Source organism: Paenibacillus sp. DMB5, from assembly GCF_001517085.1.
Classification (GTDB): Bacteria; Bacillota; Bacilli; order Paenibacillales; family Paenibacillaceae; genus Paenibacillus_AQ.
The window spans coordinates 26,967-52,553 of record NZ_LRAC01000149.1 but is presented as its reverse complement, the minus strand read 5'-3'; the positions used below and the strand labels follow the sequence as shown (position 1 = coordinate 52,553).

At 53.8% G+C, this 25,587-nt stretch carries 22 protein-coding genes and 1 pseudogene; 13 read left to right on the top strand and 10 right to left on the bottom strand.

Annotated features, from left to right (window positions below):
- The coding region (locus tag AWJ19_RS26790; RefSeq protein ID WP_198536651.1) for a hypothetical protein at positions 1-308 on the bottom strand (308 nt) is incomplete at its 3' end.
- Between the two features lie 374 nt (positions 309-682).
- Between AWJ19_RS26790 and AWJ19_RS26785 the strand changes: the two genes are divergently transcribed.
- Entirely contained in the window at positions 683-2,050 is a 1,368-nt protein-coding gene (locus AWJ19_RS26785) for a dicarboxylate/amino acid:cation symporter (RefSeq protein WP_198536650.1), read from the top strand.
- A 78-nt stretch (positions 2,051-2,128) separates the two neighbouring features.
- On the opposite strand, the gene AWJ19_RS26780 is transcribed toward AWJ19_RS26785, so the two are convergent.
- The 4 genes and pseudogenes from AWJ19_RS26780 to AWJ19_RS26765 form a co-directional block, all read right to left on the bottom strand.
- On the bottom strand, positions 2,129-3,124 hold the full coding sequence (locus tag AWJ19_RS26780; RefSeq protein ID WP_068728278.1) for a Gfo/Idh/MocA family oxidoreductase: 996 nt from the start codon (positions 3,122-3,124) through the stop codon (positions 2,129-2,131).
- A 92-nt stretch (positions 3,125-3,216) separates the two neighbouring features.
- Positions 3,217-4,173 (bottom strand): 1,4-dihydroxy-2-naphthoate polyprenyltransferase, encoded by a 957-nt coding sequence (locus tag AWJ19_RS26775; RefSeq protein WP_068728277.1) that lies wholly within the window; start codon positions 4,171-4,173, stop codon positions 3,217-3,219.
- A 33-nt stretch (positions 4,174-4,206) separates the two neighbouring features.
- A pseudogene (locus tag AWJ19_RS26770) lies at positions 4,207-4,976 on the bottom strand (DUF6081 family protein).
- 32 nt (positions 4,977-5,008) lie between these two features.
- Entirely contained in the window at positions 5,009-5,926 is a 918-nt protein-coding gene (locus AWJ19_RS26765) for a prenyltransferase (protein WP_068728276.1), read from the bottom strand.
- Positions 5,927-6,103: 177 nt separating this feature from the next.
- Here AWJ19_RS26765 and AWJ19_RS26760 point away from each other — a divergent pair, with 177 nt between their 5' ends.
- The 8 genes from AWJ19_RS26760 (at position 6,104) to AWJ19_RS26725 (ending at position 14,329) form a co-directional block, all read left to right on the top strand.
- Positions 6,104-7,288 (top strand): CHASE4 domain-containing protein, encoded by a 1,185-nt coding sequence (locus AWJ19_RS26760; RefSeq protein WP_068728275.1) that lies wholly within the window; start codon positions 6,104-6,106, stop codon positions 7,286-7,288.
- Positions 7,242-7,463: a GGDEF domain-containing protein gene (locus tag AWJ19_RS37430; protein ID WP_068728274.1), complete on the top strand. Its 222-nt coding sequence runs from the start codon at positions 7,242-7,244 to the stop codon at positions 7,461-7,463. The genes AWJ19_RS26760 and AWJ19_RS37430 overlap by 47 nt, the downstream gene beginning before the upstream one ends.
- Entirely contained in the window at positions 7,460-8,467 is a 1,008-nt protein-coding gene (locus AWJ19_RS26750) for a GGDEF domain-containing phosphodiesterase (protein ID WP_068728273.1), read from the top strand. The genes AWJ19_RS37430 and AWJ19_RS26750 overlap by 4 nt, the downstream gene beginning before the upstream one ends.
- Before the next feature lie 120 nt (positions 8,468-8,587).
- Complete coding sequence (locus AWJ19_RS26745; RefSeq protein WP_068728272.1) at positions 8,588-9,211, top strand: GPR1/FUN34/YaaH family transporter; 624 nt, start codon at positions 8,588-8,590, stop codon at positions 9,209-9,211.
- Positions 9,212-9,474: 263 nt separating this feature from the next.
- On the top strand, positions 9,475-11,622 hold the full coding sequence (locus AWJ19_RS26740; protein ID WP_068728271.1) for an EAL domain-containing protein: 2,148 nt from the start codon (positions 9,475-9,477) through the stop codon (positions 11,620-11,622).
- Positions 11,623-11,727: 105 nt separating this feature from the next.
- On the top strand, positions 11,728-12,051 hold the full coding sequence (locus AWJ19_RS26735; protein ID WP_082708140.1) for a hypothetical protein: 324 nt from the start codon (positions 11,728-11,730) through the stop codon (positions 12,049-12,051).
- Positions 12,052-12,211: 160 nt separating this feature from the next.
- A complete protein-coding gene (locus tag AWJ19_RS26730) occupies positions 12,212-12,688 on the top strand; it encodes a DsrE/DsrF/DrsH-like family protein (protein WP_068728270.1) in 477 nt (158 codons plus the stop codon).
- Between the two features lie 129 nt (positions 12,689-12,817).
- Entirely contained in the window at positions 12,818-14,329 is a 1,512-nt protein-coding gene (locus AWJ19_RS26725) for an aminotransferase class V-fold PLP-dependent enzyme (RefSeq protein WP_241781907.1), read from the top strand.
- Here the strand turns inward: AWJ19_RS26725 and AWJ19_RS26720 are convergent.
- Positions 14,315-14,935 carry a TVP38/TMEM64 family protein gene (locus AWJ19_RS26720; protein ID WP_068728269.1) on the bottom strand — a complete coding sequence of 207 codons (621 nt, stop codon included), beginning with the start codon at positions 14,933-14,935 and terminating at the stop codon, positions 14,315-14,317. The two genes, AWJ19_RS26725 and AWJ19_RS26720, sit on opposite strands and share 15 nt — an antisense overlap.
- A gap of 176 nt (positions 14,936-15,111) precedes the next feature.
- On the opposite strand from AWJ19_RS26720, the gene AWJ19_RS26715 reads away from it, so the two are divergent.
- From AWJ19_RS26715 to AWJ19_RS26700, 4 genes are all read left to right on the top strand, one after another.
- A complete protein-coding gene (locus AWJ19_RS26715; protein WP_068728268.1) occupies positions 15,112-18,231 on the top strand; it encodes an ATP-binding protein in 3,120 nt (1,039 codons plus the stop codon).
- 11 nt (positions 18,232-18,242) lie between these two features.
- The gene (locus tag AWJ19_RS26710; RefSeq protein WP_068728267.1) at positions 18,243-19,337 is read left to right on the top strand and encodes a response regulator; all 1,095 of its coding nucleotides are present in this window, start codon (positions 18,243-18,245) and stop codon (positions 19,335-19,337) included.
- Positions 19,338-19,599: 262 nt separating this feature from the next.
- On the top strand, positions 19,600-20,280 hold the full coding sequence (locus AWJ19_RS35425) for a cohesin domain-containing protein (protein ID WP_068728266.1): 681 nt from the start codon (positions 19,600-19,602) through the stop codon (positions 20,278-20,280).
- A 208-nt stretch (positions 20,281-20,488) separates the two neighbouring features.
- Positions 20,489-20,995: a GNAT family protein gene (locus AWJ19_RS26700; protein WP_068728265.1), complete on the top strand. Its 507-nt coding sequence runs from the start codon at positions 20,489-20,491 to the stop codon at positions 20,993-20,995.
- Between the two features lie 104 nt (positions 20,996-21,099).
- On the opposite strand, the gene AWJ19_RS26695 is transcribed toward AWJ19_RS26700, so the two are convergent.
- The 4 genes from AWJ19_RS26695 to AWJ19_RS26680 form a co-directional block, all read right to left on the bottom strand.
- On the bottom strand, positions 21,100-21,339 hold the full coding sequence (locus tag AWJ19_RS26695) for a hypothetical protein (RefSeq protein WP_068728264.1): 240 nt from the start codon (positions 21,337-21,339) through the stop codon (positions 21,100-21,102).
- A 1-nt stretch (position 21,340) separates the two neighbouring features.
- Positions 21,341-22,768, bottom strand: a complete 1,428-nt coding sequence (gene hydA, locus AWJ19_RS26690) for a dihydropyrimidinase (RefSeq protein WP_068728263.1) — start codon at positions 22,766-22,768, stop codon at positions 21,341-21,343.
- A 1-nt stretch (position 22,769) separates the two neighbouring features.
- Positions 22,770-24,059, bottom strand: coding sequence for an NAD-dependent dihydropyrimidine dehydrogenase subunit PreA (gene preA, locus AWJ19_RS26685; protein WP_068728262.1), 1,290 nt, complete (start codon positions 24,057-24,059; stop codon positions 22,770-22,772).
- Between the two features lie 83 nt (positions 24,060-24,142).
- Complete coding sequence (locus AWJ19_RS26680; protein WP_068728261.1) at positions 24,143-25,534, bottom strand: NAD(P)-dependent oxidoreductase; 1,392 nt, start codon at positions 25,532-25,534, stop codon at positions 24,143-24,145.
- Between the last annotated feature and the right edge of the window lie 53 nt (positions 25,535-25,587).

Below are 25,587 nucleotides of genomic sequence, written 5' to 3'. Positions count from 1 at the left end.
CAGCTGCAGCAGGTGCCGCAGGTGCCGCTGTGGCCTGCGGCTCGGCAGCCTTCAGCAGCCGCAACCGCCACAGGCTGGGCGCTCTCCGCCGGAGCTGGCTCGGCGGCAGCCTGTTGCCCGGCAGCTGGCGCAGCCGTTGCCTCAGGCTCCGGTGCACTTGCCGCCGGAGCAGCAGCTGTAACGGCTGCCGGGGCAGCAGCCTCGGGAGTGGCGGCAGCGGAGGTCTCATCCTTTGCCGACACAGCCACAAAAGTAAGGGCAGAGAACACTACAGCTCCCGCAACAATAGCAATCGTAAGTTTTTTCATAAGTGATCCCATCCTTTTCTTCATAGTAGTTAAGTTCCGGAACAGAAGGCGCATACGCCCTCCTTCCATAAACAGCAGATAAAATGTACAGCTTCAGCAGCCCCTCCTTTTTCTGAGCAACAAAAAAAGATCCAACATACAGACGCTTAGCTGCGTCTCATGCTGAATCTCCGGCGGTCCAGTCGATTCCATAATCACTTGCAATTAAGTTCCATATTATTCATGCTCCCATCCCTTGTCAATTAAAATTTTATTTTTCATACTGGTATTATCGGAATTAAAAATATATTACATATTATTACATTGACAATCATATCATTCCTATATACATTTAATCACATCAAAAAAGTCGGTTTAGGGGGTCAAGGTTTACAATGAAAGATATTGATAACAATCTGCTGTCTGCACTTCAGACGAACTGGTACGGTCTTGTCGTCTCCATTTTTGTTTTTGCAGTCCTCTTTATCCTGGCACGCAAGCGTATCGGATTTGGTACACGGGTCATCATCGGCCTGGTAATCGGACTCGTCACCGGTATTTTCTTTCAATACTTTGAATTCGAGACCAACGCTATCACCACATTCGGCAGTATTTATGTCAGTCTGATCCGCATGCTCGTTGTTCCTCTGGTCTTTGTTCTGGTGCTCAACAGCATCGCCTCCTTAACGAACCTGGAAGCCCTGCGCAAAATCGGGATCAAGACCTTCGCCTGGTTCCTTGGAACAACCGGTATCGCTTCTATTATCGGGCTGCTCATAGCCCTGCTGTTCAACCCCGGAAAGGGCATTCAGCAGTCTGTGCCGGAAGGCTTCACCGCCCGGGAGATTCCGACCTTCTCACAGGTTATCCTGGATCTGGTACCTTCCAATCCGGTTAATGAAGCTGCCACAGGCAAGGTTGTGCCGCTGCTGATCTTTGCGATTTTTGTAGCGGTGGCCATCATCAAGGTGGGCTCCAAGAAGCCGGAAGCGGTCAAGCCCGTACGTGATCTGATCGAATCATTGACCGCAGTGCTTCATCAGGTTGTAAAATTCGTCATCCGGCTGACCCCTTACGGTGTGTTCGCCCTGATTGCAGGCATTACGGCCAGGTACGGCTGGGAGACTCTGCAGGAGCTGGGCAGCGTCATTATTGCCTCTTATGTCGCACTCATCCTGCATTTCGTGCTTGTGTTCGGCGGGCTGGTGCTGCTGGTCGTTAAGGTTAACCCGCTGCGCTTCTTCCGCAAGGTATACCCGACAATCACCGTCGCCTTCACTACCCGCAGCAGCTACGCTACGCTTCCGGTTAACCTTGAGGTTATCACCAAGCGCCTGCACGTTTCGCCGCGGATTGCCAGCTTCGTTGCACCGCTCGGGGCATCCGTGAACTTCAACGGCTGCGGCGGCGTATGGCCTGCTATTGTAACAGTGTTTACCGCCCAGGTCTTCGGCATCCAGCTCACTCTGACGGATTATATCACTCTGGTGCTGGTCAGCATCATCTCCTCGATCGGGGTTGCCGGCGTTCCCGGTCCCGCTGTCATCTCGACCACTGTCGTTCTTACAGCACTCGGGCTGCCGCTTGAAGGGCTGGCGATTGTTGCCGGTGTAGAAGCACTGATCGACATGGGCCGTACAGCGGTCAATGCCACCGGAACCTCTGTTACCGCACTGCTGGTGGCGAATTCCGAAGGCGAATTTGACCGCGAGGCGTTCAACAGCGACAACGACGAGGATGACGTTCTGCTTAGCCCCGTATAAGCAGCTGATAATCCCGCAACAAAAAACCTCCGTACCCGCTGCTTCAGCGGATACGGAGGTTTTTGCCGTTTATTCACGTTATGTCAGGCTAACCCGCTCCCGCCGCCGGGCGGAGTCAAGGCAGGCTTCAATCAGCCGCATGCTGAGCACGGGATCATTCTCTGCTGCAAGCGGCTCCGCTCCGTTTACGGCAGCCGCGAAATGATCTGCCTGCGCGACATACGGATTGGCGCCGGTCGCTGCAAACCGGCTTACCTCTCCGCCTTTGTACACAAGAAAATCGGCGTCTTCAAATCTGGCGTTGAACGGCATCGGAATCTCGATCATCCCTTCCGTGCCGAGCACCTCCAGCAGCTGGCGGTTATACGCCCACATTCCGCAGTCAAAGGTCAAACTTACACCGCCCGGGAACTCCACCAGGCCTGAAGCCATCATGTCCACATTGTCATGCTCCGGAGAGAAGATTGCCTGTACCGTCACCGCCTCCGGCTCCGCATTAAACAGCAGCCGTGCCGCACTGAGCGGGTAGCAGCCGACGTCATACAGCGAGCCGCCGCCCCAGGCTGATTTAAAGCGGATATTTGTTGTGTCCGTTGCATCGTTATAGGTAAAAGCCCCGCGGATCGCCCGCAGCTCACCGATATCACCCCGGGCGATGATCTCCCGGAGCTGCGCAATACGCGGATGATGCCGGTACATGTACGCTTCGGCCAGATGCACACCCGCCTTGCGGCAGGCTTCCACCATTTCCTCCGCCTCCGCGCTGCTGAGCGCAATCGGCTTTTCGCACAGCACATGTTTGCCTGCTTCGGCTGCACGGATCACCCATTCCCGGTGCAGATGATTGGGCAGCGGAATGTATACAGCGTCAATCCCCGGATCCGCCAGCAGCTCTTCATAGCTGCCGTAGGCCTTGCTGACGCCAAACTCCGCCGCGACCTTACTGCTTTTTTCCAGACCCCGGCTCGCTACCGCCTCGATCACACCAGTCTCTGATTCCTGAATGGCCGGCATTACGGAGCCGGTTGCGATCTGGGCACAGCCGAGTATTCCCCATCTGAGCTTCTGCGTCATAGATGCACACCTTCCTTGTATAAGAATAAGAACGTGAATATATCTACTGACACCATATCACAGATTAGGAAGCATCACTAATTACGCAGCTGTCAGATATTCAGCAGCCCCAGCAGGACGGCAGCAGCCAGCACAATGATGCGCGCCGTACTCATCAGCACAAAATTTTTGACTGATAGGATAAAGGTTGATGCCTTCTCCTGCTTCTCCTGGAACAGGGCAATATTGCGGCGCAGGGGAACCAGCGTAACCAGCAGCAGCGCCACAAGCAGCGGATTGACCCCGAGGATCAGCAGAACAATCATATCGAGAAAAGAAACATAATAGAGCAGCTTAAACAGCAGCAGCGCATGGGTACGGCCGATATAGACCGGCAGGGTATACCGGCGGTTCTCCAGATCGTCTTCAATGTCACAGATATTGTTGGCCAGCATAATCCCGGCAATCCCGAGAATGGCGGGTACCGAGAACCAGAAAATGTACACAACCTCGATCAGGTTGACATGCAGATTGACCCAGCCGTCTTGCAGCAGCAGCGTAACCACGCTCTGGTCCGAGTGAATGTAGGCCGATATAAAGATAATCACAAAGCCCATAAACAATCCCGAGAACAGCTCGCCGAGCGGCATCCGCGAAATCGGAATCGGCCCGAAGGAATACAGGATGCCTATCAGGAACGACAGCCCGCCCAGCAAAAAGATCAGCAGTCCCGTCTGATAGACAAGGGCGATGCCCCCGCCTGCAGCCAGAAGGAGCAGAACGGCTATCGTTGCGATCACTGTGCTTTCCTTTAGCTTATAGCGGACAATGGCATTATGGGTCTCATAGCCGTAGCCGTGCTTTTTGGCCGCTTTTTTGAAATCATAATAGTTGTTGATGGCCGTTGTCGCCATATCGAAGCTGAGCAGGGATACGAGCATCAGGATAAACCGCAGAATATAAAAATCCTCAAACCGGTACAGCGCATACAGCGTCCCCAGCAGGAACGGTAGCATACTGGCCACCTTGGTCGGCAGCTCCACAAATCGCAGAAAGCTCCTTACATTCACCGCAACCCATCCTTATCCTTCAGAAAATACACCTTAGCGTGCAGTCGTTGTAACGGTCACAGGGGACCACTCGGCGATTACCGTTTGCCCATGGGCCGACACGCTGCCTTCCGGGGTCAGATCCTTTTCCGTCATAATGCCGAGGGCCACGGTAAAGCTGTTGAATTTAACCGGAACGTTCTGCTCGCGGCGTACTTCCCTGCCGTTAACATAGAAGACAGCCTCGTCGTTACCGCGGTGGTACGTAATTTTGTAGGTGTTGAATTCGCGCGGCTTGAAATCCTCCGCCTCTGTGAAGATGCAGAAATACTTCGTGCCGCCTGTATCCGGAACCTGGACGCCCGGGAAAGGCAGAATGCCGTAGACGCTGGCGTATTTATCATTGCCGGCAAAGAAATCAAGCGCCGCACCGGTCGTGAAATCAAGCAGATTCAGCGAGACATACCCGTCGTACAAATCTCCGGGTGCCGTACCCTGTGTACGGGCGCGGATCTGCAGCTCAAAGCTGATTTCCCCTTCCTCAGGAATATCCACCGCTGCGCCGAATAATACATGTGCTTGGCGTTGTCGAGAATCTGCACCTGGTTATGCTGGCGGCTGAGCTGCGCCCGGACATACAGGTAGCCGTTACGCACAATAACTACTGCTTCAGGCTCACGGTAGGCCCAGAATGAGCCGTCAGGCAGCGCAAAGCCGCCCGTCTTCCACACTTTTCCCTCCGACAGAATGGTATGAAAATCTCCGAGTACAGTCTGGCTGCTCACCGCAGGCTGAAGCTGTTCCGCCTGTTCTTTTTTGTCCATCATTATTCTCTCCTTCTGGAATAGGAATTAGGTTAGATAAGCCCCTGAATCAGCAGGGCCAGCGCCATAATCAAGCCGCAGCGCACTGAGGCCTGCTGTGAAGCCCCCATTAGCGGCAGATAAGCCAGAGAAGCATTCTGCGGCTCCAGCCCGCGGTATACCTGCAAAGGGGCAAATACAGTAAGCAGCGCCAGCAGCGCGTAAACCGGCAATACGCCGGACACTACACATACAATTAAAGAGCCGTAGGAAAGAAACAGCAGGATGCGGGAAAACACAAGAGCTCTGCGTTCCCCCCAAACGACAACCAGCGTCCGTTTGCCGGCCTGCTCATCTGCTCTCCAGTGCAGGAAATGGTGATTAAACAGGAGCAGGGTGGTCAAAAGACCAACCGGAATAGACAGCAGCACCGGCTTCAGGCTGAATTCACCTGTCTGCACGAAATAAGAGCCCAATACGGGCATAACTCCAAAAGCGACAAAGATCGCAAACTCGCTGTAGCCCTTGCCCCTGTATCCGAAACGCAGCGGCGGTGCCACATAGAAATAGGCAATCAGCGCCCCGGCCGCTACGAACCAGAGCGTCTCCCAGCCGCTGGAAATGCTGAGGATCAGGCCGCAGGCCACGGCCAGCGCCAGTAGTGACCAGGTCATCAGGGCAAAGAGGGATTCCTTCATCAGCCCGCCAGACAAAAAACCGGAGTTTGTCGAAACCATTCCCGGTGTATTCTTCGCTTCGGTATCCGTACCATTGCGGAAGTCCCATAAATCATTCACCATATTCGAGAACAGATGGGCGGATACTGCACCGACAAGCGTTATAACAAACAAAAACGGATGGAAACTGCCTTCCCATACGTATGCCCCGACCGTCCCCAAAACAACCGGTATGAGCATCACGGGAATCGTTCCAAACCGTGTAATCTTCTTAAATAATGTCCATTTGTCCATCCCAGACGATATCTCCTTCTATTAATTTATGTGATTATTATTATTGCTAGATTATTATACATCAAATTTCGACACTTGGGACAGATTAACGCTGCAAAATATTACCTATTCGTGTTACACTGGTTAAGGTGGTACTTATTTCCTAATAAAGTCTATTAATACTAGAAGGGGAGCAACATGAAGCTGAGCCGAAAAATAATAATCTTCATCTGTGTTGTAGCCCTGTTCGGATTAGGTGTCACTTATCTGCTCCTGCACTTCATTCTGCTGAACCGCTTTGAAAAGCTGGATGAAGCAGCTCTGCAGAGCAAGCTGGATAACGTGGTTGCAACCTATCAGAGCGAGCTGCAAATGTTGAAGACCGGGTTACGGAAATATTCGACCTGGGATGATACCTACCGGTTTATGCAGCCGGAAGAGCCTGAACAAATGCCGGCTGTGGACAGGCAGGCCTATCTGGACAGCAATTTCAGCCCGGTCACCTATGAAATCAATCATTTTGATATGACCGCCCTGCTGGACAATTCCGGTCAGCTCCGTTACGGCGGCGTCTATAATCCTGATACCGGTACAGTATCCGCACTGACTCCGGAGTACCTTACGCTGTTCAATCTTATACGCAGCAAGCTGTCCGTCCCCGCTGGAGAAGAGGCCAACCGTTCCGGCATCGTGCTGCTCGATAACAGCCCGATGCTGATCACCCTCGCCCCAATTGTCAACAACAGCGGAGACCTGCCGGTAATCGGCACTGCCGTCGCCGGCAGGCTGCTTCGGCAGGAAGAGATTGTCCGTATGCGGGAAGAAACCCAATCCTCGCTGCAAATGAAGGTCATTGATTCCGCAGCACCGGCAGCGGGCAGGGGACAGACGGTGTGGATGACTTCAGACCCCGGCGGGATGAGGTCAATCCATGCTGTAGTTAACGATTTGTTCGGAAACCCTGCGATAGAAATGATACTGCAGCATCCGCGGGAGATATACGACAGCGGACTGAAAGCCATCATCAGCTTCCGCAAATTCTTCCTGGCCTGGACCCTCCTGATGTGTATAATCAGCCTGATCTTCGTCAAGCGCTCCATACTCGGAAGAATGACCGCACTTGTCAGAAATATCCGCGCCATCGGCAGCAGCAAGGATCTATCCATCCGGATCAACAGCTCCGGAAGCGATGAGTTCAGCGAAGTCGAGCAGGAATTCAACCGGATGATTGATTCACTGCAGCAGGCTCAGGAAGAGCTGCAGCTCCAGTCGATGCTGGATCCGCTGACCCAGCTCCCCAACCGCTCGCTGTTCTTTACCAAACTTAATGAAGCTATTGCCTCAGATCAAAACACCGGCGCAGATCGTTCTGGTCTTCATTGACCTCGATCATTTCAAGACGGTTAATGACACGCTGGGCCATGATTTCGGGGATGCGATGCTGAGGGAGATTGCCCTCCGGATTACCAGGGTCATCGGCAAGCATGATGTTGTCTCCCGTCTCGGCGGAGACGAATTCACCATTCTGCTTGCGACGCTCCTGATTCAGACAGCATGAATGCACAGCTGTCCCGCATCCAGGAGGCGCTCTCCCTGCCGCACCGCATCCAGGGGCACCTGCTCTACAATACGGCCAGTATCGGTGTCAGCATCTACCCGCAGAACGGTGAGGACGCTGATTATCTGGTCAAACAGGCTGATCTTGCCATGTTCCATGTCAAGGAGTCCGGACGCAACAGTATCCTGCAGTACTCGGAGGAGCTGGAGGAGAGTATCCGGCGGAGGAAGGTATTATCCCAGCAGCTGCTGTCAGCAGCAGTCAATGATGAATTTGAAGTGCATTACCAGCCGATCCTGGCCTCAGACAGCCTGAAGGTGGCCAAGCTGGAGGCCCTGCTGCGCTGGACAAGCCCCTCTCACGGACCTGTGTCCCCCGCTGAATTCATCCCGCTGGCCGAAACCAGCGGCTCCATTGTCAGCATCGGCAGCTGGGTGCTGCGGCAGGTCTGCTCTGACCTGAGCCGCTTCCGTACAGACGGCCTGGAGCTGACGGCTGCCGTTAACATCTCGGCGGTACAGCTGATGCAGCCAGGCCTGACCGGGCTGCTGCTGGCGCTGCTGGCGGAATACAGGCTGCCCAGCAGCAGCCTGGAGCTGGAGATCACCGAGAGTGTGCTGGTCTCGGGGGACAATATCCTGTCCTCGCTCCAGGAGCTGAGAGGCCACGGGCTGCGGATCTCGCTGGACGATTTCGGCACAGGGTTCTCCTCGCTGAGCTATCTGCGCCGCTTCCCGGTAGATGTAATCAAGATCGACCGCTCCTTCATTTCCGAGATGACCCTGGAGCCCCAGGGCGATGTGCTCGTGAAGTCCATTATCGAGCTGAGCCATAATCTCGGGCTGAAGGTTGTCTCTGAAGGCATTGAGCAGGCGGAGCAGTTCGATCTGCTCCGCAGGCTGGGCAGCGATGAGCTTCAGGGCTACTATATCAGCCGGCCGATGCAAGCCGTGGATATTTATTCATTTTTATCGCAAAATAATCTGATATTCGCCAAAAAATGAATACTTCTTTTATAGGCAAGTTCAAGGCGATATGATATGATAGGCAAGCTGATAACAGCACCCCGAGCGGGTGCTGTTATCCTATGCGAACACTTTTGAAAATTGGAGGCTTTAATTGCTATGTCAGCGCAATCCCAATCCACGCAATCCGTCAAAATCGTAACCGCCGACCCCAGCGCCATCGGCTTGTTCGGACTTGCTATCGTTACCCTGGTCGCTTCTTCACAAAAACTCGAAATCACAACAGGACTCAGCTACGCTATTCCTTGGGCAATCTTCCTCGGAGCCTTCGCCCAGCTGTTCGCCTCCATTCAGGATGCCAAGCACAATAACACTTTCGGCATGACTGCATTCGGCGCATATGCCTTCTTCTGGTTCGGCATGGGCGCAAGCTGGCTGATTAAACTCGGCGTATTCGGTACAACACTGGCTGAAGGCGTGGATCCCAAGCAGCTCGGCTTTGTTTTCCTGGGTTATCTGATCTTCACCCTGTTCATGACCATTGGTGCAGTCGAAGCCAACCGGGTCCTGCTGATCATCTTTATCCTGATCGACTTCCTGTTCCTCGGCCTTTCCATGGATGCTTTCGGTGTAGCTGCGGAATTCTTCCACAAGCTGGCTGCGGTATCGGAAATGGCGATTGCAGCGGTATCCTTCTACGGCTGCGGAGCTTCCGTGCTTAACGCCCATTTCGGACGCACCTTCCTTCCGGTCGGCGCACCACTGCGTATTTTCAAGAAATAAGCTGACGCTGCCTTTGGCCGAAATTCATATAGCAGTACCTGCAAGAGCAACGGATAAATACAAGCTGCCCTTAGGCGGAACGTATTTATCCGTTTTTTTGTTTTTTCTCCCCAGGCTATAAGGTTTTTCCTTGCACAAAAACACAAAAAATGACATGCTATAGAGACACCTACGACATATCTCGACATTTGACGGTGGTGCAGGAACCACTTTTGCCCAAATTGCTTATAGAATGTTGAATTTTCTGATATCGGAGGCACTCCATGGCTTTCATTAACAAAAAGCCTTTAACGATCATCCTCGGCTTCTTAGTCGTGTTGCAGCTTTCTCTCTTCTATTACTATTCCATATCGGTAGAACGGGAATACCGGGCTGAAAAAGCCGATTTATCCTCTCAGGCTGTCACACTGACCTCAAACCTTGAAGAGAAAGTATCGATTGTCAAAGGGATCAGCTCCTTCATACAAACGGTGGGCTTTGACGCAGAGCCTGCTCTTATTAACCAGTATTTGCTCACCGCCTATAACAACGCAAGCACGAACGTTCTGAATATTGTGATTGCTCCGGACGGGATTATCCGCTATCTCTATCCGCTTTCAGGCAACACCTCCATCCTGAATAAAGACCTTCTGCTTGATCCTGCCCTTTCCTCATCCGGCATGATTCAGGAAACGATCCGCTCCCGCGGCATCACCATTGACGGTCCCCGGGTACTGGCTCAGGGCCAGTACGGCATGGTTATCCGTCAGGCCGTTTATAACGGCAACACCTTTGCCGGCATAGTCTCGGCAACGGTGACGGTAGAGGATATTGCCGAGCAGATGCAGTCTCTGGACTCTTCCGTTTATGTGACGGACGTAGACCACAACCTGCTGTTCGGCAACAGGACAGAGGCTGCAGGGCAACTGGTGGCAGCCCCGATCGATATCTATAACCAGCACTGGCTGATGGGAACCCTCCTTCCGGCCCAAACAAAATGGGAAGTTTTCCGCAGCGTTCTGTGGATTGATATCGCCTGTCTGCTGATCGTCGCTTTTATCCTTTATTTTTACTGGCATCAAAACCGTTTCAACCACGAGCTGGAGCGTGTAGTTAACCTCCGCACCCGTGACCTCAGCGTCTCCCAGAAGCTGTATGAGAAGCTGGCGCATTATGACAGCCTGACCGATATTCCGAACCGGCGGTATTTCATGGATGAGTTCGAGCGCCTGCTGCAATGCTCGGAGCCGACACAGACGTACACCCTGTTCTTCTTTGACTTGAACCGCTTCAAGGAAATCAACGATACACTCGGCCATTCGATCGGAGACCAGGTCATTAAGACGCTGGCCGGCCGCCTTAAGGGTGCCAGGCTGCCCTTCCAGCTGTTCGCACGTACCGGAGGCGACGAGTTCGTCATGGTCTTCTCTGATCTGCCGCAGGAGAAAATACCGGAAATTGCCGGACAGATCAGCGCCCTGATCTCGCAGACACTACTGATTGCCGGAGCTCATCTGAGCCTGTCTACAAGTATCGGAATTTCTCTCTATCCGGAACACTCCTCAAGTACAGATGATCTGCTGAAATTTGCCGACATGTCGATGTACCAGGCCAAGTCGCTGGAGAACCGGAATTACTTCATTTTTGACTGGGAGCTGCGCGAGAAGCTGGAGCAGAAGACCATGATCGCCAAATACCTGCATTCAGCGCTGGAACGTGAAGAGTTCGTCCTGCATTACCAGCCGCAGATTAATGCTGTTACCGGCAAAATGGTCGGACTGGAAGCGCTGATCCGCTGGAATCATCCCGAGAAGGGGCTGATCGGCCCCGGTACCTTTATTGCCGCTGTCGAGGAGGCAGGGCTGATGATCCAGCTGACAGACTGGGTTATCCGTGAGGTATGCCGGCAGCTGTGCGAATGGCGGAAGCTCGGGATGCCGCTGCTGCGGACTTCCATTAATATTTCCAACAGCTGGTTCTACAACCGCAATCTGATTGAAAATCTGCTGTCGGTGCTTGATCATTACGGCCTTGACACCGAGGTGCTGGAGTTCGAAATTACCGAGAGCACAGCCCTGCTGGAGGAGCATTATCCGCTACTGCAGCAGATGCGTGACCACGGCATTATCGTCTCGATCGATGACTTCGGAACCAAATATTCATCGCTTAACTATCTAAAGCATTTCCCGGTCAACAAAATCAAGATTGACCGGACCTTCATCACCGGCATCGGCATCAGCTCGATTGATGAGACTATTATCAAGTCGATTGTCTACGTGGCCTCGCAGCTGGGCTATGACCTGATTGCCGAAGGCGTGGAAACAGCGGAACAGCTGGAGTTCCTGGTCAATCATGACTGTCCGCATATCCAGGGCTTTTATTTCTCCCCGCCGCTCCCGGCGGAGGAAATCCTGAACAGAATGGCCTCATAAGAACTTACGCGGTCTGCACTTGGTAAAACTTCTGCGGACCGCTATAATAAGCTTGTACTGTACTGCCAACGCAGCAGGAAGTTAACCCGAAAGGATTTCGAGAAAATGAATGCGTTTTCCAATTCAGAATTAATCGGCACAATTATTTTTGCGCTGATTCTGGCCATCCTCGCCTACAGAATCATCCGCGGCATGCCCGCTATGGAAGGAAATATTACCGCTTTCCGCAAAAGAACACTGGTCTGGACACAGGTCGCGCTGGTACTGACTGTCCTGCAGCTGAACTTCAAGGCCGGCGACTGGCGGTTTGCCATTATTCTCGGACTGATCGTGCTGTTTACCGGCAGTATCTGGTGGTCCGCCCGCCATTATGACATGCGCCGCCCGGCTGAGAGCGAGCCTGCTGACCGGGACAGCTCTGAAGAGTAATTATCGCTTCACATTGCAAGCTCCCAACCGGGAGCTTTTTTTCGTTGCTGCCGGCGGGCGGGGGAATGGGGTCTGCAGGTACATCTTTGTGACGGCAGGCATACACCGCAGCCGCTGCAAGCATACTAACCGCATCCTACAATGGCGGAGGTACACAAAGATGGACAAAAAATTAAATCTGCTGATGTTCAGCGGCGAATATGACAAGGCAATGGCCGGGCTGATTCTAGCCAATGCAGCACGGGATATTGAGGTTGAGGTCACGATGTTTTTTGCCTTTTGGGGATTGTTTCTGGTGCGTGATCCGGAAAAAATGACGCTGGAGGACAAAACGGTCTACGAAAAGCTGATGGATGTCTTTACCCCCAAGGGGCCGCAGCAGCTGCCGCTCTCGCATATGAATTTCAGCGGTCTGGGCCGGATGATGCTGGAGGAGATGATGGAGGACAATAACGCGCCTAAGCTGATTCACTTCCTCAAAGGCGCCCGTAAAAAGAACATCAAATTCTACGCCTGCAAGCTGTCTGTAGAGATTATGGGATTCAAGCCCGAGGAGCTGCTTCCGGAGGTTGAAATTATGGATGCCTCGGCTTACCTGAAGGATGCGCTGGAGAGTGATATGCAGCTCTTTATCTGAGTATTCTGCATGGGCTTTAACCTATTTCCTGCACCGGGCATATACTGAGCCATAATGACACAGCCGGAATCTACCAGGAAGCAGCCGGCAGCGGTGTCAGCCAGAAATAACCGGCTGGAGGGATTGCCCGTGCTAACCATCAACCCTGCCTTCCCCAAGGAGGCCCCAGCTTCGCTTGCGGCACATTTCACCGCATTTCGCGAGCATACGATCGGCATCCGCCATCAAATCACAACCCCCTTTGGGCGGAAGCCGCTGATTTACGCCGACTGGACGGCCAGCGGGCGCTTATATGAGCCGATCGAGCGCCAGATCCAGGAATCCTTCGGCCCGTATGTCAGCAATCCGCATACCGATTCCAACAGCACCGGGCTGACGATGACGATGGCATACAATGAGGCGCGCAGCATCATCAGACAGCATGTTCATGCAGGACCGGAGGATGTCCTGCTCTTCTGCGGCAACGGCACAACCGGCGCGGTCAACAAGCTGCAGCGGCTGATGGGCCTGAAGCTGCCCGAGTGGCAGCGCCAGAGCTTCCATTGCCCACTGGAGGAACGCCCGGTCATCTTCGTCAGTCATATGGAGCATCATTCCAACCTGCTGCCCTGGCAGGAAGGCATCGGTGATGTTATCACAGTCCCTGCCGGAGCTGACGGCAACATCAACCCGGCTGCCCTGGAAGAGCTGCTCTTCCATTACCGGAACCGCCGTTTCAAGATCGGCTCCTTTACCGCCTGCTCCAACGTAACCGGAATTGAGACCCCCTACGCCAAACTGGCCGCGGCCATGCACCGTCACGGGGGGCTCTGCTTTATTGACTTTGCCGCGTGCGCACCGTATACGGCCATTGATATGCACCCCGCCTCGCCGCTGGAGAAGCTTGACGCTGTTTTTTTCTCCCCGCATAAATTTCTCGGCGGCCCCGGTACAGGCGGAGTCCTGCTATTTGATGCCGCGCTCTGCTGCGGCAGGCTGCCCGATGAACCCGGGGGCGGAACCGTGGTCTGGGTTAACCCGTGGGGCGGGCGCCGCTACATCGCTGACGTGGAGGTACGTGAAGACGGAGGGACACCGGGGTTCATGCAGGCGATCCGCACCGCACTCTGTATAAAGCTGAAGGAACGGATGAACGGCAGCGGGGAATGGATGAAGCTGAGGGAGCAGGAGCTATGCCTGCGTCTCCTGTCCGGACTTGGCCGGATTCCCGGCTGCTCCATACTCGCCGGAGGACAGACAAAGCGTCATGGCATCGTATCGTTCACCCTGGAGAACATCCATTACAATCTTGCCGTGAGGCTGCTGAATGACCGTTTTGGCATTCAGGCGCGCGGCGGCTGCTCCTGCGCCGGCCCCTACGGACATTACCTTCTTGGGCTTGACCGCAGGCAGTCCGAGCTGATTGTCCAGGATCTGCATGCCGGTGACCAGTCCTCCAAGCCGGGCTGGGTCCGCATCTCCCTGCACCCCATTATGAGCGAAGCTGAAGTCGACTTGATCATAGAAGCTGTAGAGCATATCACCGCCCGCGGAATGGAGTGGGGCCGGGATTACAGCTACAGCGGAGCAATGAACAGCTGGCTCCACCACTCAGGCCAGACAGAGACAGAATCTGCAATCCGCCGCCTATTCATGGTGTAGCGGATCTCCCCCCGCCGCCCGGGCAAACCGGGCTTCAATTGTTTTCACACACCATAATGAGAGACCGATAAACAGCAGCACATAGATAATCTCCCACGGACTACGGATAAACCGCTGCACATCATTGCCTATATAGGACACGGCAAACACCATAATCGCTTTGCCTGCACCAATGGCCAGCAGGTAGGAGCGCAGGCGCATACCGGCAAGCCCTGCGGCCATATTGATAACGACAAACGGGCCGACCGGAAACAGGCTGAGCAGAAAAACATAACTGAAGCCGCTCTGGCGCACCCAGGTCATGCTCCTGGCTACCTTGGGCCGGCGGGCCCACTTTTGCAGGTAGGGATGCGAGGCGATTTTTCGGATGATCAGAAAGGTCACCGCACAGCCTGCTACCAGTCCCAGCCAGGAATATAAGAAGCCAAGCCATAAGCCGTATACCGCCCCGTTCAAGCCTACAATGGCAATGGTCGGCAGCGGCGGAACGAAGGATTTCATAAAGGTCAGCCCGATTCCGGGCAGCGGTCCGAGCGTCCTGTATTGCTCCAGCAGCACCCGGAGCCGCTCCTCCGTCAGCCATGACGATATATCCAATAAGTACATCACTTGCCCTCTCCTCATCATACTCAAGATTTCTTGAACCATGAGCTTCAATTATACAACAACTCTTTTCCGGACGCTTGTGACTGGACAAGCAGAAGCTGGCAGGGCTATGATGAAATTATTGACGAATGATGCGGAATTTACGAAAAAGTTCCAGCCTACGAAGTGAGGTCTGTATGAAACTGTTTGATTTCAGGCTGCTGGCTACGAGAACCCTTGGCATTCTCTGTATCTGCCTGCTCGCAGCAACCGCAGCATATCCCCTGCTAAGCAGCAAAAACGACTCATGCGCAGCAGTAAAGCCCGGCATGATCGATTTGTCCGCCTGCACTTTTGATAAAGATTCAACCTACACGCTGGACGGCAAGTGGGAGTTTTACTGGAATCAGCTGCTTGACCCTTCAAACACCAGCCAGGCAGATGGTAGCAGCTACATTTCTGTGCCAGGAAGCTGGAAGACATGGACGCAAAGCGATTACGGCCGCTATGGCTTTGCCACCTACCGTCTGCAGCTGCTGCTGCCGGAGGACAGCGAATCCTTTGCGCTCAAGGTGAACAATATCCGCAATGCCAGCCAGCTCTTTATAGATGGCAAGCCACTGGGAGGCAGCGGCATTCCCGGACAGACGCTGAACACCACGGAGCCCCGCAATCAGCCCTATTCAGTCACCTCACCGAGCGTTAACGGGCATGCTGAAATTGTTATCCATGCATCCAACTTCACCTACGACAGCGGCGGAATCGCTGAATCCATCCGGATCGGAACACCGGAGGCTATTCAAGCACTGGACAAGCGGAACAGCGTCTACGATATCATGCTTGTGGCCGGCTTCGCTTTTATCAGCGTCTATTTCCTGGGTCAGGGACTGCAGCGTAAAGAGGACTACTCATCGTTCCAGTTAGCGATGTACTGCTTTACGATTGTCTTATATATGCTCACCCACAGCGAAAAGCTGCTGTTTGACCTGTCTCCTTCAATCTCATATGAGTGGTTCAGCAAATTACAGCTGATATCGGGCGTAATCGGTTTTTCCTTTGTGGCCGGCTATACCTACACTTTGTTCCCTGCCCTGTATTCAAGGATATTCCAGCGGATTACGTTCGCCTACTCTATCGGGTTCTGTCTCCTGTCGTTCGTAAGCTCAATCCGTTTCTACTCACGGGCGTCCAGTATATTGCTGATTTTCAGCTTAATATCAATAATCTATACCTTTTATGTGATGCTCCGCGCTGTGCTTAAGAAAGAAATCGGCTCCTTTTATTTACTGATCGGTGCAATCGCCGCCATTATATTTACACTCTCGCTGACCAGCAACCTGGTGTTGGGCACAGGATTTTATTCCATACCGCCGGTTTCCGGCCCCATTTTCATTCTCGCGGAGGGCCTGTTTCTCTCTGCGCGGCATGCCCATGCCTATGAGACGATCAAGCAGCTGTCCCACCAGCTTGCCCGAAAGGACAGGGACAAGGATGAATTCCTGCTGAAAACCTCCAATGAGCTGCGGACCCCGCTGAATGCCATTATCAACATTTCACTATCCCTCTATGAGGGCAGCGGCGGATCGCTCAGCTCCTCACAGCGCGAGGATATGCGCCTGATTCTCGGTACCGGCAGACGGCTGGCGTTCATGGTCAGGGATATCCTCGATTATGAGCAGATCAAGCGGGAGCGGATCACGCTCCACTGGAAGCAGGTCGACATTCAGGGAATCGCCAATATCGTGATTGAAGTGTTCCAGTTCCTGAATATCAAGGAGGACATCCGAATCAAGAACCGCATCCCGCCGGGGGTCTATCTGATTGAGGCAGACGAGCACCGGCTTATGCAGATCCTGTACAACCTGCTCGACAACGCCCTCAAATTCACTGACCGCGGCAGCGTGGTCTTTGAAGCGGAGCGGCGTGAGGATATTATCTCCATCTCCGTGACCGATACGGGAAGAGGAATTCCCCCGGAGCGTCTGGAGAGTATATTCCGCGACTATGAGCAGGTCAATGAAGCAGACTCGCTGGAGAGCGGCGGGCTCGGCCTGGGTCTGGCCATCACCCGCAAGCTTGTCGAGCTGCATGGAGGCAGCATTAAGGTCAAATCTGCGCCCGGACGGGGAAGCACCTTTACATTTGCCATCCCTGTCAGCCAGCCTGCGCCGGCAACAGCAGAGCCCGAAAGCCGCGAGCTGCTGCTTACACCGGTAAAGCCGCCTCCGGAAGCTTTTGATGATGACTGGAAGTACCCCGCCATCCCGCTGCCGCAATATAACGGGGGAGGCGAAGCCGGCGGGGATGCCCCGCGTATCCTGATAGTGGATGATGATTATGCCAACCTCAAGGCGCTGACCAACCTGCTGTCACTGGAGAACTATACGATCACCAGTATCCGCAGCGGCAAAGAGGCGCTTGCCCTTCTGGCGGAGGACCGCAATTTCGACCTCTGCATCATTGATGTCATGATGCCGGAAATGTCGGGACTTGCGCTTTGCAGAATTATCCGCAAAACCTTCAGCCCGCTGGATCTGCCTGTTCTCATGGCTACCGCCGGACAACAGCTCCATTTTAATGAGTCAGCCTTCCGTGCCGGAGCCAACGACTTTATCCATAAACCTTATGCCTGGAGCGATTTGAAGGGACGCGTCAAAACCCTGGTTGATCTGAGAAGGTCGGTTGCCGAGCGGCTCAGTTCAGAAATAGCGATGCTGCGCGCCCAGATCAAGCCCCACTTCCTTTACAACGCCATTAACACGATCATCTGGATGAGTACACGGGACAATGAGAAGACGAGGCAGCTGCTGTACGATCTCAGCCACTTTTTGCGGGGAAGCTTTGACTTCAGCAACCAGGAAACGGCGATCCCCTTTGAGAAGGAGCTTGAGCTGATTGAAGCCTACCTGTCACTGGAGCAGGCCCGCTTCGGCAAGCGCCTGAGTGTACAGTACAATATCGAGGTCTCCGACTTCACACTGCCCCCGCTGATTGTTCAGCCGATTGTCGAGAACGCTGTCCGCCATGGTCTAATGGAAAAAATCGGAGGAGGCACCCTGATCCTTACCACCAGCCGGCAGGGCGGGAATATTGTGATTACCGTCGCCGATAACGGCAAGGGCATGAGTGACGAGCAGCTGGCTTCCTGGATGCTGGAGGATTACCGCTCCCCTTCGCGTCAGGGAACAGGGATCGGGCTAAAAAATATTAACCGCCGGCTGCTGAAGCAATTCGGCCACCCGCTGCTGCTTGCCCGCGGCCAGGACGGCGGAATTGAAGTGCATATAAGAATACCGTGGAAGGATGAGGTCTCCTGAATTATTCTGTAATGGTTGTAGATGATGAATGGCCGGCGCTGGAACAGATGCGCGAGCTGCTGCAGCAATGTGAGAACATTGCGTCAATCCATGTCTTTGATAATCCCCGGGAGGCCTTCACGGCCGCCGCCGAGCAGAAGCCGGATCTGATCTTTCTGGATATTCAAATGCCCGAGCTGTCAGGGCTTGCCTTTGCAGAGAATCTGCTGCCGTTCTCACCGGATACGGAGATCGTGTTCGTAACCGCCTACCGCAGCTATGCCGTGGAAGCCTTCGACCTCTCGGCGGCGGATTATCTGCTGAAGCCGGTAGACCCGCCCCGCCTGCTCAAAACCTGGTCCAAATTCCTGTCCAAGCGGGCACAGTCCGGTCAGACAGGGGCGCCAAGCGCGAGCGCAAGCTTTCAGTACCTTGGCAGCCACACGTTAACCGGGCCGCTTGGTGTTGTTAAATGGAGCACGCACAAGGCAGAGGAGTTATTCGCTTATCTGTGGATACACAGACAAGGCAGCGTCAGTGTTATTCTGAATGATGTTTTTCCGCAGTGGAATTATGAGAAGGGCAAGCAGTACCTGCATACCACCGTCTACCAGATCCGCAAAACCTTAAAAAATGCCGATCTGGGCGACAAGATCGAACTGACCTCGGACCGGGAAAACTACCGGCTGGAAGCCAAGGGCATCGAAGGGGATGCGGAACGGTTTCAGGAAGCAGCTCTTGCGGCGCTGCAGGACAACAATCTGGAGAGCATGCGGGATGCCTCCTCTCTTTATACGGGCGAGCTGCTGCAGTCTCTGGACAGTCTCTGGATTTATTCCGCCAGGGACAAATACCGCCAGCTGTATCTGAAGCTGCTGGAGCAGCTTACGCTCGGGCTGATCCAGGCCGGACGCCACTATGAGGCAGAGGAATATGCCCTGCGCCTGGCCGAGCTTGAACCGCTGGAGGAAAGCTATGCCCTGCAGATCATCTCGATCTATTACGGGATCGGCAAGCCTTTGCGCGCCCAGCGCCGTTTTACCCAGTTCCGTGAATCCTACAGGAGCGAAATGGGCGGAGAGCTTCCGGAGTGGTTCCTTGAAGCATACAAGCGTCTCGGAACTTAGCCTTGCTCAATTAGGCAGATCATCCGCGGCAGGATGCGATAAAGTGAATTTCGATGATATATCGGCTACAACAAATAACCCGGCAGCAGCCTGCCCGGTTATTTTTTTCGCTATTTTCCGCAATAAAGCGCTATCATTTCGATTTTTTCTGTCACACTTCGACTTTTTATCAGCGTTTTGTCAGTGGCAAATAGTACCATTGATTTACGCAGCAGTGATTACACATCGTACAGTATCACACGAGTATATGGAGGTTGTTACAATGAACGGATGGCCAGTCCTCAAAAAATATTTTAAAGGAACCAATTTCCTTACCCTTATGTTCTCCATGATGCGCGAGGTTACCATAGACAATACGCCTTCCGCTATGTCTGTCGAGGTTACGACCAATCAGCCTGCCTATGCGCCGGGAGATGAAGTAACTGTTCTCGTGAACCTGCGGAATTTTGCTTCTAATGACCAAGGCTACAGCTACATGAATTTCACAGTGCAGTATGACAGTGAAGTGTTTGATAGCTCGGAATATCTCGTACAATCAGCCTACAGCGATTCCGCTTTTACACCGGGCAACGAGGTCGGTAATATTTTTCAGTATAATTTCATGAATCCCGTCGACGGCGGCATTTATTTCGGAATGAACACCACTATGCGCGGCATCGACATCCAGGTCGAAACCAATTCGAAGCACACTCAAATCCCGGCTGTTGACCAGACACTGGTTACTTTCAAGCTCCGTGTAAAAGAGCACACCCTGGCATCCTCATCAACAATCAGCCTGGCTAATGAATTCACCCGAATCAGGACCTCTGAAGCCGGTAACAGCCTTTATCTCTATTCTCCTGACATCACCGTACATACTTCCGAACCCGTAGCTATTATTCCGAACCCCCAAGTCTCCGTATACTCCATGGGGCCTAACGCCAATACTCACCGCTTGGCCTAATATAACAATTTCATCTTATGTACAACTTATGTATATCAAACCCGGTATATTTAATATAATTAACCAAACTTATTCATGATAAAACAGGCTTTTCTCCGTTTGTGGCACCAGACGCGGGAAAAGCTTTTTTTATATTGGCATTCCCGCCAATCTCATGTACTGTGTTCTTATATTTCGAGCTTATTGATAGATGAGGAGAGAGGTAAGGATGCTTATCACTTCACAAAATATTGATCTTCGGACGACCGGGCTGCAGGATCTTGACTTCGTACTGGCTGCCGAGCAGGACGAACACAACTGCCGTTATGTCGGGCAATGGAGCAGGGAGAAGCATGCTGCAGCCATCTCTGATGAAGACATCCTGCATCTGATTATTCAGGACAAAACCGGCCAGCCGGCAGGCTACGTTATTATCACAGGACTGCAGGACCCCAATCTGTCCACATGCCTCCTGCGGATTGTCCTTCATATGAAAGGCCGCGGATACGGCACCGCAGCAGTCAGCCTGATCAAGCAATGGATCTTCAGGAACACTGAGACACACCGGCTCTGGCTTGATGTTAAAGAGTTTAATTCCAGAGCCAGACATGTATACGAGGCAGCAGGCTTTACAGCGGAGGGAGTGCTGCGTGAAGCGGTAAAACGCGGAGATTCCTTCGACTCCATGGTGATTATGTCAATTCTGCGGCAAGAGTACGAGGAGCAATTACATTAGCCTGAACATGAACTTAATACACAAATACATATCAAAACTGCCGGTTCCATCCGTACCTGGGTACGCCGGTAACCGGCAGCCGGCAAGCTCCTCGGGTCATTGGTTTAAATAGACGCTTCAACTGGCGCTGCGGCCTTTTTCCCGGCAAAAACGGCTGTAGCCACATGCTTGCGCGCATCCGCCGTCAGCAGCAGCAGCTTCACCGGGTCACCATCCGAACCACTGCGGACAAACGTGACCTCGGCACCGTCCAGATCCTCCTTGATATTTACTATTCCATAACCCTGCATCAGCAGCTTATCAACAGCCTGCCGCTCCCTCTCAAACTCTGCAAATGCTGACATGTCACACCACTCCTCCGCTGATTTCCGCCTTGGCGGGAAATGCCGTCTCCGCCTCGAACCGTTTGCGGTGCAGGTACTGACCTGCCCCCGCCTGCCCGACGAACTGCTTGTCACGGATGACAAACTCGCCGCGGCTAAGGACAGACACCGGCTCACCTTTGACCTCGAAGCCCTCAAACGCATTGTAATCGACTTTCATGTGATGGGTTGCAGCTGAAAGAGTTCTTTCAACGGAAGGATCGAAGATGACAATATCGGCATCACTGCCGATGGCAATCGTCCCCTTCTGCGGGAAAAGGCCGAACAGCTTGGCGCTGGAGGTAGAGATGATATCAACGAACTTGTTCAATGAGATGCGGCCTTTCTGTACACCCTCGGAGTACAGCAGGCTGAAGCGGTCCTCGATGGTCGGTCCGCCGTTGGGAATTTTGGAGAAATCGCCTCGTCCAAGCTCCTTCTGCCCCTTGAAATCAAAGGAGCACTGGTCGGAGCCGATGGTCTGCAGGGAACCGTTCCACAGCGCATCCCACAGCACATCCTGATTCCATTGCTCGCGCAGCGGTGGTGACCATACGTACTTAGCGCCCTCAAAGTCCGGCTTCTCCAGCGCGGTCTGATCCAGCACCAGATACTGCGGGCAGGTCTCGCCGTAGACACGCAGCCCTTTCTTGCGCGCCTCGGCAATCTTCCATGCCGCTTCCGCGCAGGTGACATGCACCACGTAAAGCTGCGAATCGGTCAGCTCAGTCAGATAAGCAGCCCGGCCGGTAGCTTCACCTTCGAGCTCCGGCGGCCGGGTCAGCGCATGATAGATCGGGTCTGTATTGCCGGCGGCCAGCGCCTGCTCCACCAGATATTCAATCACATCGCCGTTCTCGGCATGAACCATTACAAGCGCTCCCTCCCGCTTGGCGGCCTGCAGCGTTTTGTACAATACGCCGTCATCAGCCTGGAAGGTATTCTTATAGGCCATGAATACCTTCAGTGAAGTGATGCCCTCCTGTTCGATAATCTGCGGCAGCTCGCCGAGCACCCGGTCATTCAGCTCGGACACCATCAGGTGGAAGCTGTAGTCAATCACAGCTTTGTCCTGCGATTTGTTATGCCACGTATCTACAGCGCTCTGCAGCGGCTGGCCTTTGGTGGTCAGACAGAAGTCAATTACGGTTGTCGTACCGCCATAGGCAGCGGCAATCGTCCCGCTCTCGAAGTCATCGGCAGTGACCGTTCCGCCAAAAAGCATATCCAGATGGGTGTGCGGATCTACCCCTCCCGGGAACACATAGCAGCCCGAGGCATCCACAATTTCAGCACCTGGAACTTCCAGATTCAGGCCGATCCCGGCTACAATCCCGTTCTCGATCAGGACATCCGCAATATATGTGTCTGCAGCAGTGACGATAGTTCCGTTCTTGATGATTTTGGCCATCCTAGACCACCTCCGCTTCTGAATATGAGCTGTTCAGGGTGCTGATTACCTGCTGCCGCTGGTTCCAGGTCATCGGCGCCGCCCCGCTGTCCAGCGCGATCATATCGATTGCGCCGTCAGCCGGGCAGACAATGGAGCAAAGGTTGCAGCCTACACAGTCTTCCTCACGCACCTGGAGAACCGCCTTGCCGTCAGCATTCGTAAGCATATCAATACATTGGTGAGAGGCGTCTTCACAGGCAATATGGCACTTGTTACAGTTAATGCAGTTGTCTTCATTGATCCGCGCAACGACTTTGTAATTGAGATCCAGGTCACCCCAGTTGGAGTATTTCGGCACCGATTTGCCGATCAGCTCTGTTACAGAAGTTAACCCCTTGTCGTCCAGATAGTTATTTAGGCCGTCTATCATCTCTTCAACGATCCGGAATCCGTGATGCATGACCGCTGTACAGACCTGGATGCCGGTCGCCCCCATCAGCATGAACTCAACCACGTCCTGCCAGGTGGAGATGCCGCCGATCCCCGAGATCGGAATGCCGACCCCGCGGTCACGCGCGCATTCAGCCACCATGCTCAGGGCAATCGGCTTGACAGCAGGTCCGCAATAACCGCCGTGTGCGCCTTGTCCGCCAACATGCGGAATGGTGTTCCAGCTGTGAATATCCACTCCGGCCAGGCTGTTAATCGTATTGATCAGGCTGATCGCATCTGCACCGCCTTTGGCCGCATGGCGGGCAACAACGGTAATGTCAGTGATATTAGGCGTAAGCTTCACGATTACCGGTGTGGTCGCCACTTCCTTGACCCAGGTCGTCTGTGCCTGTACGAGATCAGGCTGCTGGCCTGAAGCAGCACCCATTCCGCGCTCGGCCATCCCGTGCGGGCAGCCGAAGTTCAGCTCCAGCCCGTCAACACCGACATCCTCCACCCGCTTGACGATCTCATGCCATTTCTCCCGTTTGGGCTCTACCATCAGGGAGGCAATCACTGCATGGCCGGGAAATTTCTTTTTCGTCTCGTAAATTTCCTTCAGGTTTACCTCCAGCGGCCGGTCCGTGATCAGCTCAATATTGTTGAAGCCTGCTACGCGCTGCCCGTTGAAATGAACGGCCGCAAAACGCGACGAGGTGTTGATGATCGGATCGCCCAGCGTCTTCCAGACGGCACCGCCCCAGCCTGCCTCGAAGGCCCGCTGCACCTGATAGCCTGTATTGGTAGGCGGCGCGGAAGCCAGCCAGAACGGATTGGGCGATTTGATTCCTGCAAGATCAATTTGCAAATCTGCCATAAATGTTCCCTCCCTGTCATATGTAGTCCGGAGATACCCGCCGGGCCTGCATTGCATATTCCTGCCTGTCTGCCAGGCAGCGGTTAAACCGCAGAACTAACTACACTGTCCTGCAGACCGGATAACTGCCTGACTATTGCATAAGCCGCATCCTTGCCCTGCTGGGCTGCTGATACAACCATCGCTTCACCGTTGCCTGAGCCAAAGACGATATCGCCGGCTGCATAGATCATTGGATCAGAGGTCCGGCCGGTCTTCCGGTCAATCCGTACCACGCCCCAATCGTGCTCCAGACCCAGTGACTCAATCAGGTCAATCCTCCGCTTCTGTCCGATCGCTATCACTACAGCATCAACCGGCATTACGAATTCCGAGCCTTCAACCGGCATCGGCGTCAGACGTCCATCCTTGCCTGTTTCGCCAGTCAGCTTCATCCGGACGCATTCCAGCCCGGTCACATTGCCCAGTTCATCGCCGACAATCCGCCTGGGCAGTGTCAGCCAGTTGAATTCCACGCCCTCCTGCTTGGCGAATTCATATTCAAAGTCATAAGCGGTCATCTCACTCCGGGTGCGGCGGTAGACCATTTTGACACTCTCGGCTCCGAGCCGCACCGAGCAGGTAGCCGCATCAATGGCGGTATTGCCTGCGCCGATCACGGCGACACGCTGCCCCATCAGCTCCAGCGTCGGAATACCGGTCTTGGTCGTCTCAACCAGCTCAATGGCATCATATACACCGGAAAGCTTCTCACCTTCAATGCCCAGCGGCGGCACATAGCCCATCCCTGCTGCGAGTACTATAGCATCGTAATTTTCCCTGAGCTCCTCCACAGTTATGTCCACTCCAACCTTCACTCCGGTGCGGATCTGTACGCCCAGCTTCTCAACCTGCTCCACTTCCCACAGTGAAATCGACTGCGGCAGCCGGAAGGAGACGATCCCGTGTGTATTCAGTCCGCCGGCAAGCGGCTTAGCCTCGTAGATTACTACAGCAAAACCTTCACGTGCCAGCTCTCTGGCAGCGGACAAGCCTGCCGGACCGCCGCCAATGACAGCAACCCTCCTGCCGTTTGGCGCACCTGCTTTGAACAGCTGGATTCCGCTGTTAACGGCCCAGTCGGTGGCATAACGCTGCAGCAGTCCGATCTGAATCGGCGCTGAAGCATCGTTCAGTACGCAGGCCCCCTCACAGAGCTCCTCCGTCGGACAGACCCTTGCACAGCTGGCGCCGACCGGATTGGATTCCATGATCGTCATGGCTGAGCCCTTCAGATTATCGGTAGCAATCCGCTTAATAAAGGAAGGAATATTGATGCCTGTAGGGCAGGCCTTGATGCAGGGCGCATCATAACAATAGAGGCAGCGGTTGGATTCCTCCATTGCGCCCTTGCGGTTGAGTCCGGGCTCCGCCTCGGCGAAATTGCGCATAAACATATCAGGTGTGAATGCAGTTAACGGAGAAGAGTGCTCCATCAGTTATCCCTCCCTTTAATTTCATTATCTGCCTCGAAAGAATACAATGACAA

Bases quoted from the DNA above. Each gene is read 5' to 3' on its own strand.
- AWJ19_RS26745 (WP_068728272.1), top strand. From the start codon at position 8,588: ATGTCAGCGCAATCCCAATCCACGCAATCCGTCAAAATCGTAACCGCC.
- AWJ19_RS26785 (WP_198536650.1), top strand. From the start codon at position 683: ATGAAAGATATTGATAACAATCTGCTGTCTGCACTTCAGACGAACTGG.
- AWJ19_RS26680 (WP_068728261.1), bottom strand. From the start codon at position 25,534: ATGGAGCACTCTTCTCCGTTAACTGCATTCACACCTGATATGTTTATG.
- AWJ19_RS26715 (WP_068728268.1), top strand. From the start codon at position 15,112: ATGAAACTGTTTGATTTCAGGCTGCTGGCTACGAGAACCCTTGGCATT.
- AWJ19_RS26750 (WP_068728273.1), top strand. From the start codon at position 7,460: ATGAATGCACAGCTGTCCCGCATCCAGGAGGCGCTCTCCCTGCCGCAC.
- preA (WP_068728262.1), bottom strand. From the start codon at position 24,059: ATGGCAGATTTGCAAATTGATCTTGCAGGAATCAAATCGCCCAATCCG.
- AWJ19_RS26740 (WP_068728271.1), top strand. From the start codon at position 9,475: ATGGCTTTCATTAACAAAAAGCCTTTAACGATCATCCTCGGCTTCTTA.
- AWJ19_RS26700 (WP_068728265.1), top strand. From the start codon at position 20,489: ATGCTTATCACTTCACAAAATATTGATCTTCGGACGACCGGGCTGCAG.
- AWJ19_RS26765 (WP_068728276.1), bottom strand. From the start codon at position 5,926: ATGGACAAATGGACATTATTTAAGAAGATTACACGGTTTGGAACGATT.
- AWJ19_RS26695 (WP_068728264.1), bottom strand. From the start codon at position 21,339: ATGTCAGCATTTGCAGAGTTTGAGAGGGAGCGGCAGGCTGTTGATAAG.
- AWJ19_RS26710 (WP_068728267.1), top strand. From the start codon at position 18,243: ATGGTTGTAGATGATGAATGGCCGGCGCTGGAACAGATGCGCGAGCTG.
- AWJ19_RS26730 (WP_068728270.1), top strand. From the start codon at position 12,212: ATGGACAAAAAATTAAATCTGCTGATGTTCAGCGGCGAATATGACAAG.
- hydA (WP_068728263.1), bottom strand. From the start codon at position 22,768: ATGGCCAAAATCATCAAGAACGGAACTATCGTCACTGCTGCAGACACA.
- AWJ19_RS26780 (WP_068728278.1), bottom strand. From the start codon at position 3,124: ATGACGCAGAAGCTCAGATGGGGAATACTCGGCTGTGCCCAGATCGCA.
- AWJ19_RS26760 (WP_068728275.1), top strand. From the start codon at position 6,104: ATGAAGCTGAGCCGAAAAATAATAATCTTCATCTGTGTTGTAGCCCTG.
- AWJ19_RS26735 (WP_082708140.1), top strand. From the start codon at position 11,728: ATGAATGCGTTTTCCAATTCAGAATTAATCGGCACAATTATTTTTGCG.
- AWJ19_RS35425 (WP_068728266.1), top strand. From the start codon at position 19,600: ATGAACGGATGGCCAGTCCTCAAAAAATATTTTAAAGGAACCAATTTC.
- AWJ19_RS26720 (WP_068728269.1), bottom strand. From the start codon at position 14,935: ATGTACTTATTGGATATATCGTCATGGCTGACGGAGGAGCGGCTCCGG.